The following is a 13,335-nucleotide window of genomic DNA, read 5'->3' as shown; positions in this document are numbered from 1 at the left end:
ATCAGTACTTCAGCAGGTCTGCGTCGTCGACGGATACAGAACGCCGAGATCGGAAGATGATCATGATGATTGCCAGGCCGACGACTACTTCGGCCGCAGCGACCACCATCGTGAAGAAGGCGAAGATCTGGCCGTCCAGATTGCCGTGCATGCGCGCGAAGGTTACGAACGCCAAGTTGGCGGCGTTGAGCATCAATTCGATACACATGAACACCACGATGGCGTTGCGGCGCAGGAGGACTCCTGCAGCTCCGATCGTGAACAACAGGACGGACAGATACAGATAGTTCTCGGGATTCATCGCTGAGTCTCCTCACCGGTGCTCGGATCCGGGGAACGTGGAGTGAGCGCGCTGCTGACCGAGAGCGTCGAGAACGTTCCGTCCGGCAACAAGGCCGGCATGTCCACTGCGTTGTGACGTGCGTACACGCCGGGACTGGGGAGTGGAGTGGCCGAGCCCTTTTCGGGATTGTCTTCATCGCTGCCCAGGTACGCGAATCGTTGCTTGGAGAGTTCGCGTTGGCTGAGTGTGGCTCCGATCTTCTCCCGGTGTGCGAGCATCATTGCGCCGAGTGTCGCCGTGATCAGCAGCGCGCCGGTCAGTTCGAAGGCCCAGACGTAGCGGATGAAGATGAGATCGGCGAGTGCGTCGATGTTGCCCTGGTCGAGTCCGGTGAATCCGGTGAAGCCCGAGATCGACGCATTTCCGAGGCCGCCGATAAGGAGTAGCCCGAATCCGACGCCGATCACGATCGCGCTGACTCGTTGTCCGCGTAGCGTTTCGACCAGGGAGTCCGAAGAATCCACGCCCACCAGCATCAGGACGAACAAGAACAACATCATCACCGCGCCGGTATAGACGACGATCTGGACGACACCCAGGAACAGCGCGCCCTGGACGATGTAGAACACGGCCAGGATGATCATCGTCATCGCAAGGAAGAGTGCAGAGTAGACGGCCTTGGGCGCGGCGACGACACCCAAAGCGCTGATCACCGCAAGGGTTCCGAGGATCCAGAACTGCACCGCCTCGCCGGTGGAGGTCGATGTCATCGTTCCCTCCGCCAGGATCGTGGTCGTGACCGCCGCGATCATTTCTCGGTCTCCGGGTTCGGCTCTCGCTCGGATACTGCTTGTTCGGGTGCTGCTTGTTCGGGTGCTGCTTGTTCGGGTGCTGCTTGTTCGGGTACTGCTGTGATGTCGCCGCGGTAGTAGTCGTCCTGAGTTGTGCCGGGACGCAGCGCGTGTGGTGGCGCTGTCATGTCGGGTTTCAGGGGCGCGAGCAGTCGGTCCTTCTCGTAGATCAATCCAGCTCGATTGTCGTCGACCATCTCGTACTCGTTGGTCATCGTGAGGGCCCGAGTGGGGCAGGCCTCGACGCAGAGGCCGCAGCCGATGCACCGCAGGTAGTTGATCTGATACACCTGCCCGTAGCGCTCACCGGGGGAGAACCGTTCTTCTTCGGTGTTGTCAGCACCCTCGACATAGATCGCGTCGGCGGGGCAGGCCCAGGCACACAGTTCGCAACCGATGCACTTCTCGAGTCCGTCCGCATACCGGTTGAGTTGATGGCGACCGTGGTATCCGGGCGCGGTGGGGCGCTTCTCCTCCGGATAGAACTCGGTCTCGGGTTTCTTGAACATGGTCGAGAGCGTCACTCCGAAACCCGCGATAGGTCCGAGGAATTCAGGCATGGGAGTCCTCCGATGTGTCGGAAACATCTGTGCGTCGCGGCGGTGGCACGTTCTGACCAGGCAGTTTTTGACCAGGCAGTTTTTGACCAGGCAGCGGTGGAACCGGGAAGCCGCCCGACATTGGATCGAAAGGCAAGGTCCCCGAAGCGGTGACCAACGCGGCAGTTCGGCGTCGGCCGCGGTAAGTCCCGGCCAACACGATCAGGAGCGCAGCTCCGAGAACCAGTGCGACGCAGAGAAGTACGACCCAGGTGTTGTAGCCCTCGTTGCGGAACGCACGAACGGTCGCGATCACCATCACCCATACCAAAGCTGCTGGGATCAATACCTTCCAGCCGAGATTCATGAACTGGTCGTAGCGCAATCGAGGAAGCGTGCTGCGCAACCAGATGAAGACGAAGAGGAAGCCCCACACTTTCGCGACAAACCACAGCACCGGCCACCAACCGGAATTGGCGCCGTCCCAAAGATTGAACGGGAACGGTGCGTGCCACCCGCCCAGAAACAGCGTGGTGGCCAGAGCGGACACCGTCACCATGTTCACGTACTCGGCCAGCATGAACATCGCGAACTTGAGGGAGGAGTACTCGGTGTGGAACCCACCTACCAGCTCACCCTCGGCCTCGGGAAGGTCGAAGGGAGCCCTGTTGGTTTCGCCGACCATGGCTGTCACGTAGATCAGGAAGGACGGCAGGAGGAGAAAGACGTACCAGGCTCCCTGTTGGGCGTCGACGATGCCGGACGTGGACATCGTGCCGGCGTAGAGGAAAACGGCAGCGAAAGACAGGCCCATCGCTACCTCGTACGAGATGACCTGAGCGGTCGATCGAAGTGCGCCCAGTAGGGGATACGTCGATCCCGAAGACCAGCCGGCAAGGACGATCCCGTACACACCGATAGAAGTGACGGCCAGGATGTACAGAACGCCGACCGGTAGATCGGTCAGTTGCAGGGGTGACCGGGTTCCGAAAATCGACACCTGTGGACCGAACGGGATGACAGCAAACGCCATGAAGGCGGGCACGACCGCGATGACGGGCGCGAGGAGGTAAATCGGTTTGTCGGCGCCGGTCGGTGTGATGCCCTCCTTGAGGGCGAGCTTGATTCCGTCAGCGAGGCTCTGGAGCATTCCACGGGGGCCGACGCGGTTCGGTCCGACACGCATCTGCATGCGTGCCATGACCTTTCGTTCCGCGTAGATCGCCACCAGCGGGGTGAGTACGAGGAACACGAAGATTGCGAGAGCCTTGCCGATCACCAACCACCACGGGTCGTGCCCGAACGCCGACAGGTCGACCGGAGCTGCGACCGTCCCGTACTCGTGGGTGTTCATTGCGCTCCCGCCTTCGCAATCTTCACCACGGACCCCGCGGTGACGCAGAGCGTTTCGTAGATCGTGCTACCCGGTGAATTGAGCGGGAGCCAGACTGTTCGAGGCGGGAGGTCGGTGATCTCCAACGGTAATGTGATGGAACCGGATTCAGTCGACACCGCAACGTGATCGCCGTTGTCGGCGCCGATCTCGGCAGCGGTCTCGGCCGACAAACGCACGAGCGACGGCCGTGCCGTACCCGCCAGGTTGGGCTCGCCGTCTTGCAATCGCCCGTTGTCGAGCAACATTCGCCAACTCGACAACACTGCCTCGCCCAGTGCCGGTGTGGGCATGGTGCCTGACGGGACCTGAGGCGAGTTGGGGCGCGATCCGGACCACGCGCCGAGGCGGTGTATCTCCGAGCGTGCGGAATCTGCGTCGGGTAGGCCCAGATCGATGCCCATCTCGGCTGCGATCGCGTGGAGAACGCGCTGATCCGGCATTACTCCTGTCGTTCTCAACGCGGTGTCGAACACGCGCTCGCGGCCTTCCCAGTCGAGGAAGGTTCCGGGCTTCTCGGCGACCGGTGCCACCGGGAAGACGACGTCGGCGAGTTCGGTGACTCCGCTGTGACGGATCTCCAAACTCACAACGAACCCTGCGGCTTCGATCGCGGCCCTTGCCTTCGCCGGGTTCGGGAGATCACTCAACTCGACGCCGCCGACAAGAAGCGCAGCAGTCGTCTGCCCCGGATCCAGCAGACTCGCGGCGTCGCGACCGTCGGATGCCGGGATGGAGGCCCCCCACACCGATTCCACCTCCTGACGTGCTGCCGGGTCCGCAACGGGGCGTCCGCCGGGAAGCAATCCCGGTAGCGCGCCGGCCTCGACGGCGCCGCGATCACCAGCGCGGCGTGGTACCCAAGCCAAAGAAGCTCCCGTCGATTCGGCGAGTCGCAGCGCCGCGGCGAAGCCGCCTGCTACCGCACTCAGTCGCTCACCCAGCAGGATCACAGCACCGGGCTGCCGGAGGAGCTGACCCTCCTCACTGCTGGGGTGGGACAACGAATTCATCAGAGCTGCTTCACTTCCGGGTACGGTCCGAAGTAGACCACCGCCCATCTTCTGCAGGCCGCGCGTAGCGAATGGCGCGCTGGAGAGCACCGTCGTCTTGCCGAAACGTGCGGCCTTGCGCAGTCGCAGGAAGATGATCGGTGACTCCTCCTCGGGCTCGAGAGCTACCAGCAACGCGGTCGGGGCAGATTCGAGGTCCTGGTACGTCACCGACCCTTCAAGTGTGCGGCCCGCGACGTGAGCTGAGAGGAAATCTTCCTCTTCGGCTGAGTGAGCGCGGATTCGGAAATCGATGTTGTTGGTAGCGAGAGCAACTCGCGCGAACTTACCGTAGGCGTAGGCGTCCTCCAAGGTAGAGCGTCCGCCGACGAGTACGCCTGCGTCACCGCGGGTCTGCGCGAAGGATCGCGCAACGAGGTCGAGTGCCATGGGCCACGACGCCGGAATCAATTCGCCGTCAGCGTTGCGGATCAGGGGAGTGGTGATCCGATCACCTTGGGTCGTGTACGTGAAAGCGAAGCGCCCCTTGTCGCAGTTCCATTCCTCGTTGACGTCGGGGTCGTCCCCGGCGAGACGACGGAGAACCTTTCCGCGACGGTGGTCGGTGCGCTGAGCACATCCGTCGGCGCAGTGTTCACACACGCTGGGGCTGGACACCAGATCGAACGGTCGCGCCCGGAATCGGTATGCCGTACTGGTGAGCGCGCCGACCGGGCAAACCTGGATGGTGTTGCCCGAGAAGTAGGACTCGAAGGGCTCGTTGGCGTAGATCCCGACCTGTTGAAGCGCGCCGCGCTCGAGGAGATCGATGAACGGGTCGCCGGCGATCTGACTCGAGAATCGCGTGCACCTGGCGCAGAGGACACAACGCTCGCGGTCGAGGAGGATCTCGGACGAGAGGGGGATGGGCTTGGGGTAGGTCCTTTTCTCCTCACCGAACCGGGATTCGGTGCGACCGGTCGACATCGCCTGGTTCTGGAGCGGACACTCGCCGCCCTTGTCGCACACGGGGCAGTCCAGAGGGTGGTTGATGAGCAGGAGTTCCATCACCCCGCGTTGCGCCTTCTCGGCCACAGGCGACGTGAGCTGTGTGGTGACGACCATTCCGTCCGCAACCGGTGTCGTGCAGGACGCCACCGGCTTGCGTTGACCTTCGACTTCCACGATGCACTGGCGGCAAGCACCGACCGGGTCCAGTAGAGGATGATCGCAGAACCGCGGAATCTGGGTGCCGATCATCTCCGCAGCGCGAATGATCAACGTGCCCTGGGGGACCTGGAGTTCCCGGCCGTCGATGGTGAGGGTGACGAGATCAATCGGCGGTGCCGCATCGGTTCCAGTGGTGGCGTCGGCTGCAGTCATGAGACGAACGCTCCTGTCGCGAGAACGGACCGGTGAGGATCGAACGGGCATCCGTTCCCGTCGAAATGCGCTACGTATTCCTCGCGGAAGTACTTCAAGGAAGACATGATCGGGCTGGTCGCTCCATCACCCAACGCGCAGAAGGACTTTCCGAGGATCGTGTCCGAGATATCGAGAAGTTTGGTGAGATCGGCCTCGGTTCCTGTTCCCCCTTCGAGCCGACGCAGGATCTGCACCAGCCAGTACGTGCCCTCGCGGCACGGCGTGCATTTACCGCAGGATTCGTGAGCGTAGAACTCGGTCCATCGCAACACCGCACGCACGATGCAGGTTGTCTCGTCGAATATCTGCAAGGCCTTGGTACCGAGCATGGATCCCGCGGCGCCGACGCCCTCGTAGTCGAGTGGGACATCGAGATGTTCGTCGGTGAAGATCGGTGTCGAGGATCCGCCGGGAGTCCAGAATTTGAGGGTGTGTCCAGCGCGGACCCCGCCTGCGTATTCGAGCAGCTCGCGCAAGGTGATCCCGAGTTCAGCCTCGTACTGGCCGGGGGTGGTGACATGACCCGAGAGCGAATACAGCGTGAATCCCGGTGACTTCTCACTTCCCATCGACCGGAACCACTCCGGGCCGCCCAGGACGATCGACGGAACACTCGCGATGGACTCGACGTTGTTGACGACGGTCGGGCAGGCATAGAGACCGGCGACAGCGGGGAACGGCGGCCGCAGTCGAGGCTGACCGCGTCGTCCCTCCAACGAATCGAGGAGGGCCGTCTCTTCCCCACAGATATAGGCGCCGGCTCCGGCATGGACGACGAGATCCAGATCGAAACCCGAACCGAGGACGTTGCGGCCCAGATATCCGGCCGCGTAAGCCTCGGCGACAGCGGTCTGCAGGCGTCGCAGAACCGGGACAACCTCACCTCTGACGTAGATGAACGCCTTCGCTGCTCGAATTGCGTACGCCGCGATGATCACTCCCTCCACCAACGTGTGTGGGGTCGCCATCATCAACGGCATGTCCTTGCATGTGCCCGGTTCGGACTCGTCGGCATTGACGACGAGGTAGTGAGGCTTGCCGTCTCCTGGCTTGTCTTCGGAGACCTGGGGGATGAAGCTCCACTTGAGGCCTGTCGGGAAGCCCGCGCCGCCACGTCCGCGCAGGCCCGCGTCCTTGACGGTTTCGATCACGGCGTCGGGGGGCGTGGCCAGCGCTTTGCGCAGCGCCTGGTAGCCGTCGCGGCGAAGGTAGCTGTCGAGGGTCCATGAATTCGGTTGATCCCAGTATCGACTCAGGACGGGGGCGAGTGTCATGTCACTTCCCTTCGCCGGGAGCGTCGGCCGCGGAAGCCGAGCCGGGTGGATTGTCGTCGAGAGATCGGCTGATACGTAGTCCGGCAAGAGTTGCATCGCCGACGGTCTGTGCTTCGGCTGCCTCGATTCGCGTATCCGGAAAACCAGCCAGAGTGCGCGCAGTCTGCCGGAACGAGCACAGCGTGGCACCGCGATCGGGTGTCACGCGCTCTCCGGCGCGGAGCGCATCGACGAGTGAGCGCGCCGATTCCGGGGTCTGATTGTCGAAGAACTCCCAGTTGATCATCATGACGGGGGCGTAGTCGCACGCCGCATTGCACTCGATGTGTTCGAGGGTGATCTTACCGTCGGACGTCGAGATGGAGTGTCCACCTTCATCTCTGGAGCCTGTCGAGCCCAGGTGCTCTTCGAGTGCCGCGAGGATGTCGTCGCCGCCCATGATCGCGCACAGCGTGTTGGTGCAGACTCCGACCAGATACTCACCCGTCGGCCCCCGGCGATACATGGAGTAGAAGGTGGAAACTGCGGCGACCTCGGCGCCCGTCAAACCCAGCTTGGCACTGCAGAAATCGATCCCGGCCGGGGTGATGTACCCGTCCTCGGATTGCACGAGATGAAGGAGCGGCAAGAGGGCGGATCGACTGGTGGTCGCGGCGGCGTCAGGCTCACGGTAGCGAGCGATGACGGTTTCGGCGTCGGCGTCGAGTCGGGCGAGTACGTCGGGTGGATAGCTCGATCGTGCGCCAGGGCGTACCAATTGCGTGGGCTCCTCCCGGCGCGGCCCGAGTTCGATGAACACGCGTGACGAGCTGTTCGGGCCGGTCATCGGTCCACTCCGCCCATGACGGGATCGATACTGGCAACCGAAGCGATCACGTCGGACACCATGCCTCCCTCACACATCGCGGCTACTGCCTGAAGGTTGGTGAACGACGGGTCCCGGAAATGGACGCGGTACGGCCGGGTTCCCCCGTCGCTGACCATGTGCACCCCCAGTTCGCCACGCGGAGACTCGACGGCGACGTACACCTGACCTGGCGGCACGCGGATACCCTCGGTGACCAGTTTGAAATGGTGAATCAGACCTTCCATGGAGGACTCCATGATCTTGGCGATGTGCTTCTGCGAGTTGCCGAGGCCATCCGGTCCCACAGCGAGATCGGCAGGCCAGGCGATCTTCTTGTCGTCCACCATGACCGGGCCCGGTTGTAGCTTGTCGAGGCACTGCTCCACGATCTTGAGGGACTCCTTCATCTCCTCGACGCGGATGACGTACCTTCCGTAGCAATCGGATCCGTCGTGTGTCACTACGTCGAACTCGTAGTTCTCGTAGCCGCAGTACGGCTGCGCTCGACGCTGATCGTGGGGGAGACCTGTGGCGCGAAGGACCGGCCCCGTCACCCCGAGCGCCATACAGCCGGTGAGATCGAGATATCCGATTCCCTGGGTACGTGCTTTCCAGATGGAGTTGTCGCTGAGCATCAGTTCGACGTCACGTAACCGTTTCGGTAGGACCTTCAACAATTCCCGAACCTTCGCGACCGACCCGTCGGGTAGATCCTGAGCGAGACCACCAGGCCTGATGTAGGCGTGATTCATCCGCAGTCCGGTGATCGTCTCGAACACGTCCAGAATCAATTCGCGTTCGCGGAATCCGAACAGCATCGCCGTTACGGCGCCGAGTTCCATTCCGCCGGTCGCCAGGGCCACGAGATGTGAGGAGATCCGATTGAGTTCCATCATCATCACGCGAATGACGGTGGCTCGCTCGGGAATGTCGTCGGTGATGTCGAGAAGTTTCTCGACTCCGAGGCAGTACGCGGTTTCGTTGAAGAACGGTGACAGGTAGTCCATTCGAGTAACGAAAGTGACACCCTGCGTCCAGTTCCGGAATTCGAGATTCTTCTCGATTCCGGTGTGCAGGTACCCGATTCCACATCGAGCTTCCACGACCGTCTCACCCTCGATCTCGAGAATGAGGCGCAAGACCCCGTGAGTGGACGGATGCTGTGGGCCCATGTTGACCACGATCCGTTCCGCCTCGCCGGTTCGCTGGCGGGCGGCCGCGGTGACGATGTCGTCCCAGTCCTGACCCGATGCCGTGACGACGGTTTCCGTCGTGGCACCGGAGTTGCTTCCTGTCGTCTCGTTCATCAGTTGTACGACCTACGCTCGTCGGGAGGCGGAGTCTGGGCGCCCTTGTACTCGACCGGGATACCGCCGAGCGGATAGTCCTTCCGCTGGGGGTGGCCTTTCCAGTCGTCGGGCATCTCGATGCGGGTCAGCGCCGGATGACCGTCGAAGACGATCCCGAAGAAGTCGTACGTCTCGCGTTCATGCCAGTCATTGGTCGGGTAGATCCCGACAATCGACGGAATATGCGGATCGGAATCCGGCACAGATACTTCCAGCCTGATTCGGCGGTTGTGCGTAATCGAGGCAAGTGGATACACGGCGTGCAGTTCACGACCGGTGTCCTGCGGGTAGTGCACTCCGTCGACACCCAGGCAGAGCTCGAAGCGAAGGTCCGGTTCGTCGCGCAGTCTTCGCGCAACCTGCGGCAAGTGGGAGCGTTCGACGTGCAGCGTCATCTCGTCTCGAAAGATCACCACACGCTCGACTGCAGCGGTGAAAGTGCCACCCGCGCTGCTCAATGCCGCGTCCAACGAATCCGCGACTGCATCGAAATAACCGCCGAAGGGTCGAGAAGCCTTGTCCTCTAGAGAGATCGGAGGGGCAAGCCTGCTGTAGCCCGAGGTGTCGCCAGTGCCGCGGACCCCGAACATCCCTCTCGCGCCGGTGTTACCCGAGGTCATCGCAGCAGCCCCTTCATGTCGATGGTGGGGGTGGATGCCAGTGCGGCGCGCTCGGCTGCCGCGCGTGCCTCTTCGCGGTTCACGCCGAGGGGCATTTCCTGGATCTTTCGGTGCAGTTCGATGATCGCGTTCAGGAGCATCTCCGGCCGCGGCGGACAGCCGGGCAAGTAGATGTCGACCGGCACGATGTGGTCGACGCCCTGAACCACTGCGTAGTTGTTGAACATTCCGCCGGACGACGCGCATACACCCATGGCCAGAACCCATTTCGGCTCGGCCATCTGGTCGTAGACCTGACGAAGTACCGGGCCCATCTTTTGACTGACCCGCCCGGCCACGATCAGAAGGTCTGCCTGTCGCGGCGACGCGCGGAATGCCTCCATACCGAACCGCGCCAGGTCGAAGCGACCCGACGTGGTTGCCATCATCTCGATGGCGCAACACGCGAGCCCGAAGGTGGCAGGCCACAGTGATCCTTTGCGGGCATAACCTGCCAGGCCCTCGACCGTGGTCAGTAGAAATCCGCTGGGGAGCTTTTCTTCGAGACCCATATCCGACTCTTTTCAGTCGTAACAGCTGCGGTGTGACCGGTTTTGTCTGACTCGTGTGTGCTGTTCCTGTGTTCGCTGAGCTAGTCCCAACCGAGACCGCCTCGCCGCCATTCGTATGCGTATGCCACCGAGACGTTGACTATGAAAAGGCCCATCGCCGCGAGGCCGAACAAGCCGAGCGAATCGAAATGCACCGCCCACGGATAGAGGAAAACGATCTCGATGTCGAAGATGATGAACAGCATTGCCGTCAGATAGAACTTGACGGGAAACCGTCCGCCACCAGCGGTACGGGGTGCCGGTTCGATTCCGCATTCGTAGGCTTCGAGTTTCGCCCTGTTGTACCGCTTCGGGCCCACCACGGACGCGAGAACAACCGACACCACAGCGAAGGCCATCGCGATGACCCCGAGAACGAGAATGGGGATGTAAGCGTTCATCTCACCCGAACTCCTCTCCGCTGTGCGGATGTCCGCCTAGCCCGAAGGTGCCGTTAACCCGAAGGTGCCGTTAACCCGAAGGTGCCGTTAACCCGAAGGTGCCGTTCAATTTCGATACTGCCAGCAATTCGACACTTATGTGACCTGCGACACCCACACTAGGGGAGGCCTCCGACATTGGGTTGATTTTCGAGGTGCCGAGTTTCGCTCTCGAAAGTCCGAAGTAGTCGGCGCCGCAACGAATCACCGCTGCAACGGGTGCTCACCGGCTCAGTTGCCGACGCAGAAGCGCGATGACGGTGGAAGAGAGTTCCATCGGATCTATCGGCTGCGGCACTGAGGCTTCCGCTCGCGACCACGACGCCAGCCACGCATCGTCGGGTCGACCGGTCAGTACGAGGATCGGTGGACAGTCGACGATCTCGTCCTTGAGTTGTTTCGCGACGCCCATGCCGCCCGCCGGACTCGCCTCGCCGTCGAGGATGGCGAGATCGATTCCGCCGGCATCGAGCTTGTCGACGACGATCGGCGCCGTCGCGACCTCGACGTAATCGATGGTGGGCATCGAAGGATGTGGGCGCTCTCCGAGAGCGAGCCGAACCTGCTCGCGGGTGTGTGCGTCGTCGCTGTAGACGAGGATGCGCACGGGTGCCATGGAGTTGGGCTCTGCGGTCTCGGCGGACACGCGGCCGACGTTACTCTGGGCGGTCCCCGGCTACCGGCGAATGTTCAACATCGGCAAGAACTTCCGAGAAATCGCAGCTGGGCTTCACGGCAAACGGCCCCTACCCGGCGATGAACGCCGAAGTAAGGGCCGCCTGAATTGCGTGTGCGCTCAGAAGTTTTCGACGAACTTCGTCAGGCCCTTGCTTGCTGTTTCCAGGGCCGTCTTCTGCGCCTTCTTCACCAGGAAGCCCGGCAGCGGGATCTTGGGATCGATGGTCAGTTCGAAGGTGACCTTGGTTCCACCGTCGGTGGGAGTCAAGACGTACGAGCCGTCCTGCTGGTTCTGCTGGCCGCTCTCGACGAGGGTCCAGGTCACCTTGTCGTCGCCCTCGAAGGTGTAGTCGACTACCTGCTCGTCGTTGATTCCCAGAATGGACACGGCCATGCGAACGCGATGGGGTCGACCGTCGTCGTGAGTGCTCTCGATGGTGATCTTCTTGTGCGCAGACGACCACTCCGGCAGCCGATCGACTGCAGCTACGGCCTTCATCACCGTTTCCGGATCAGCCTTGATCTCGAATTCCTTGACGCCCGAAACGGCCATGAACGTGCTCCTTCTCGCCTTGCGGCAACGGTTCGTGATTACTGCAGTTGCGCAATTAGATCATCGGCGATCAGGGTGGCGTCGAACTAGTCCATGCCGTTCTTGCGCATCTGGTCCCGCAATGCGCCCTGAACGGCTTGTGAAACCCACGAGTTGAGGGAGACTCCGTTCTGATTGGCTGCCTCCTCGGCGCGGGCTTTGATCTGCTCCATCATCCTCAACGTCACTCGGCTGATATCGCCGCTGACGTCGTCGAACGAGTAAGTGGAGTCCTTCTTCTCGTCGTCTGCCTTCTCGTTTCCGCCCTCGCCGCCGGTCGAATTCGTCGGGCGGACGACGTCGGTCACGATCTCGTTGCCGTCGAGATTGACCCTGACCTCGCGGCCGTCGAGTTTGGTCCCGATCTCCTTGGCCAACTCCGTCGCCGCGGCCAACAAGACCAGGCGGACCGAGGGTTCGATGGCGGCGGACAACGACGCCGCAATCCGGCGTGTGTGATCGTCGCCGAGTTCGGCTGCGGTGACGAGGTCATTCTGCAGCTTCGCGGTGTACTCCGAAATGTCCATGACACCAGAGTGGCGTCAAAAGTGACGTCAGTCAAGGATGTGATGACGTCACTCGATCTCGGGGGTGGTCGACCGCTATAGAGTTGCCCAGCACCTGAGGCGAACGGCGCCCGGGTTTCGTGCTGGTCGTTTCGTGCTTGTCGAGGAGTGGGTTGTGCCGAACACGGTGTCGCTGAAAGTGCAGTTGGTGGCGAAGTCCGAGTTCTTCCCGCCCGAGGACATTCCGTGGGAGACGGACGCGGATGGCGGCGAAGCACTCGTCGAATTCTCCGGCCGAGCTTGCTACCAGAGTTGGTCCAAGCCGAATCCGCGAACCGCAACCAACGCCGGCTACCTCAGACATCTGCTCGAGGTCGGACACGTTTCGGTGCTAGAGCACGCGACGGTGAGCTTCTACATCACTGGTATCTCGCGCTCGTGCACTCACGAATTGATTCGTCACCGGCACTTCTCGTACTCGCAACTCTCGCAGCGATTCGTTCGCGAGAATGATGCGAACGTTGTCGTGCCTCCCGCGGTCGAAGGTGATCCTGAGCTCGAAGCACTGTTTCTGTCTGCCACCGACGAGAGCCGTCGCGCTTACGGCGAACTGCTGACCGCCCTCGAGGGGAAATTGCAATCAGTGCCCGGTGCCCCGATGCGTGGGAAGCAAGCCAGGCAAGCTGCGCGCTCGGTGCTGCCCAACGCAACCGAGACGCGCTTGGTCGTGACCGGGAACTATCGGGCCTGGCGGCACTTCGTCGAGATGCGCGCCACCGAACATGCCGACGTCGAGATCCGGCGAGTCGCGATCGAGTGCCTACGTCAGCTTCGTGACGTCGCCCCAAATGTGTTCGGGGACTACGAGATTCTCCGCGGAAGCGACGGATCGGAAATCGCCGTCAGTGCATTTGCGGCCGAGTCGTGACTCGTGTGCAGAAGTAAGAGCTGAACCG

General features: G+C 62.1%; 15 protein-coding genes. 1 reads left to right on the top strand and 14 read right to left on the bottom strand.

Going from position 1 to position 13,335, the window contains the following annotated elements:
- Position 1 precedes the first annotated feature (1 nt).
- From nuoK to AC1DVN_RS10790, 14 genes are all read right to left on the bottom strand, one after another.
- Complete coding sequence (gene nuoK / locus AC1DVN_RS10855) at positions 2-301, bottom strand: NADH-quinone oxidoreductase subunit NuoK (protein WP_003942238.1); 300 nt, start codon at positions 299-301, stop codon at positions 2-4.
- A complete protein-coding gene (locus tag AC1DVN_RS10850) occupies positions 298-1,095 on the bottom strand; it encodes an NADH-quinone oxidoreductase subunit J (RefSeq protein WP_019748167.1) in 798 nt (265 codons plus the stop codon). Before AC1DVN_RS10850 ends, nuoK begins: the two co-directional genes overlap by 4 nt.
- On the bottom strand, positions 1,092-1,694 hold the full coding sequence (gene nuoI / locus AC1DVN_RS10845; protein WP_477845968.1) for an NADH-quinone oxidoreductase subunit NuoI: 603 nt from the start codon (positions 1,692-1,694) through the stop codon (positions 1,092-1,094). Before nuoI ends, AC1DVN_RS10850 begins: the two co-directional genes overlap by 4 nt.
- Positions 1,687-3,027, bottom strand: a complete 1,341-nt coding sequence (gene nuoH, locus AC1DVN_RS10840) for an NADH-quinone oxidoreductase subunit NuoH (protein ID WP_477845969.1) — start codon at positions 3,025-3,027, stop codon at positions 1,687-1,689. The genes nuoI and nuoH overlap by 8 nt, the downstream gene beginning before the upstream one ends.
- Positions 3,024-5,441: an NADH-quinone oxidoreductase subunit G gene (locus AC1DVN_RS10835; protein WP_477993789.1), complete on the bottom strand. Its 2,418-nt coding sequence runs from the start codon at positions 5,439-5,441 to the stop codon at positions 3,024-3,026. The genes nuoH and AC1DVN_RS10835 overlap by 4 nt, the downstream gene beginning before the upstream one ends.
- Positions 5,438-6,757: an NADH-quinone oxidoreductase subunit NuoF gene (gene nuoF / locus AC1DVN_RS10830; RefSeq protein WP_019748171.1), complete on the bottom strand. Its 1,320-nt coding sequence runs from the start codon at positions 6,755-6,757 to the stop codon at positions 5,438-5,440. Before nuoF ends, AC1DVN_RS10835 begins: the two co-directional genes overlap by 4 nt.
- Position 6,758: 1 nt before the next feature.
- Positions 6,759-7,583 (bottom strand): NADH-quinone oxidoreductase subunit NuoE, encoded by an 825-nt coding sequence (gene nuoE, locus AC1DVN_RS10825; protein WP_172933548.1) that lies wholly within the window; start codon positions 7,581-7,583, stop codon positions 6,759-6,761.
- Positions 7,580-8,911 carry an NADH dehydrogenase (quinone) subunit D gene (gene nuoD, locus AC1DVN_RS10820; protein WP_019748173.1) on the bottom strand — a complete coding sequence of 444 codons (1,332 nt, stop codon included), beginning with the start codon at positions 8,909-8,911 and terminating at the stop codon, positions 7,580-7,582. Before nuoD ends, nuoE begins: the two co-directional genes overlap by 4 nt.
- Positions 8,911-9,573 (bottom strand): NADH-quinone oxidoreductase subunit C, encoded by a 663-nt coding sequence (locus tag AC1DVN_RS10815; RefSeq protein WP_019748174.1) that lies wholly within the window; start codon positions 9,571-9,573, stop codon positions 8,911-8,913. Before AC1DVN_RS10815 ends, nuoD begins: the two co-directional genes overlap by 1 nt.
- Positions 9,570-10,124, bottom strand: coding sequence for a NuoB/complex I 20 kDa subunit family protein (locus AC1DVN_RS10810; protein WP_003942234.1), 555 nt, complete (start codon positions 10,122-10,124; stop codon positions 9,570-9,572). Before AC1DVN_RS10810 ends, AC1DVN_RS10815 begins: the two co-directional genes overlap by 4 nt.
- A gap of 80 nt (positions 10,125-10,204) precedes the next feature.
- Positions 10,205-10,564 carry an NADH-quinone oxidoreductase subunit A gene (locus AC1DVN_RS10805; RefSeq protein WP_003942165.1) on the bottom strand — a complete coding sequence of 120 codons (360 nt, stop codon included), beginning with the start codon at positions 10,562-10,564 and terminating at the stop codon, positions 10,205-10,207.
- Positions 10,565-10,826: 262 nt separating this feature from the next.
- The gene (locus AC1DVN_RS10800) at positions 10,827-11,219 is read right to left on the bottom strand and encodes an Rv3143 family two-component system response regulator (protein ID WP_044480360.1); all 393 of its coding nucleotides are present in this window, start codon (positions 11,217-11,219) and stop codon (positions 10,827-10,829) included.
- Positions 11,220-11,399: 180 nt separating this feature from the next.
- Complete coding sequence (locus AC1DVN_RS10795; RefSeq protein ID WP_020907512.1) at positions 11,400-11,834, bottom strand: SRPBCC family protein; 435 nt, start codon at positions 11,832-11,834, stop codon at positions 11,400-11,402.
- Positions 11,835-11,920: 86 nt separating this feature from the next.
- Positions 11,921-12,400, bottom strand: a complete 480-nt coding sequence (locus AC1DVN_RS10790) for a toxin-antitoxin system HicB family antitoxin (protein WP_019748177.1) — start codon at positions 12,398-12,400, stop codon at positions 11,921-11,923.
- 154 nt (positions 12,401-12,554) lie between these two features.
- Here AC1DVN_RS10790 and thyX point away from each other — a divergent pair, with 154 nt between their 5' ends.
- A complete protein-coding gene (thyX, locus tag AC1DVN_RS10785; RefSeq protein WP_020907513.1) occupies positions 12,555-13,307 on the top strand; it encodes an FAD-dependent thymidylate synthase in 753 nt (250 codons plus the stop codon).
- Positions 13,308-13,335: the final 28 nt, after the last annotated feature.

The organism is Rhodococcus sp. P4_E4 (assembly GCF_056401575.1).
Note: the sequence above shows the minus strand (reverse complement) of the source record. Positions and strands in the feature narration are given on the sequence as shown.

Coding starts and splice junctions, on each gene's coding strand:
- AC1DVN_RS10835 (WP_477993789.1), bottom strand. CDS start 5,441: ATGACTGCAGCCGACGCCACCACTGGAACCGATGCGGCACCGCCGATT.
- AC1DVN_RS10815 (WP_019748174.1), bottom strand. CDS start 9,573: ATGACCTCGGGTAACACCGGCGCGAGAGGGATGTTCGGGGTCCGCGGC.
- nuoK (WP_003942238.1), bottom strand. CDS start 301: ATGAATCCCGAGAACTATCTGTATCTGTCCGTCCTGTTGTTCACGATC.
- AC1DVN_RS10805 (WP_003942165.1), bottom strand. CDS start 10,564: ATGAACGCTTACATCCCCATTCTCGTTCTCGGGGTCATCGCGATGGCC.
- AC1DVN_RS10790 (WP_019748177.1), bottom strand. CDS start 12,400: ATGGACATTTCGGAGTACACCGCGAAGCTGCAGAATGACCTCGTCACC.
- nuoF (WP_019748171.1), bottom strand. CDS start 6,757: ATGACACTCGCCCCCGTCCTGAGTCGATACTGGGATCAACCGAATTCA.
- AC1DVN_RS10795 (WP_020907512.1), bottom strand. CDS start 11,834: ATGGCCGTTTCGGGCGTCAAGGAATTCGAGATCAAGGCTGATCCGGAA.
- AC1DVN_RS10850 (WP_019748167.1), bottom strand. CDS start 1,095: ATGATCGCGGCGGTCACGACCACGATCCTGGCGGAGGGAACGATGACA.
- nuoH (WP_477845969.1), bottom strand. CDS start 3,027: ATGAACACCCACGAGTACGGGACGGTCGCAGCTCCGGTCGACCTGTCG.
- nuoI (WP_477845968.1), bottom strand. CDS start 1,694: ATGCCTGAATTCCTCGGACCTATCGCGGGTTTCGGAGTGACGCTCTCG.
- nuoE (WP_172933548.1), bottom strand. CDS start 7,583: ATGACCGGCCCGAACAGCTCGTCACGCGTGTTCATCGAACTCGGGCCG.
- AC1DVN_RS10810 (WP_003942234.1), bottom strand. CDS start 10,124: ATGGGTCTCGAAGAAAAGCTCCCCAGCGGATTTCTACTGACCACGGTC.
- AC1DVN_RS10800 (WP_044480360.1), bottom strand. CDS start 11,219: ATGGCACCCGTGCGCATCCTCGTCTACAGCGACGACGCACACACCCGC.
- nuoD (WP_019748173.1), bottom strand. CDS start 8,911: ATGAACGAGACGACAGGAAGCAACTCCGGTGCCACGACGGAAACCGTC.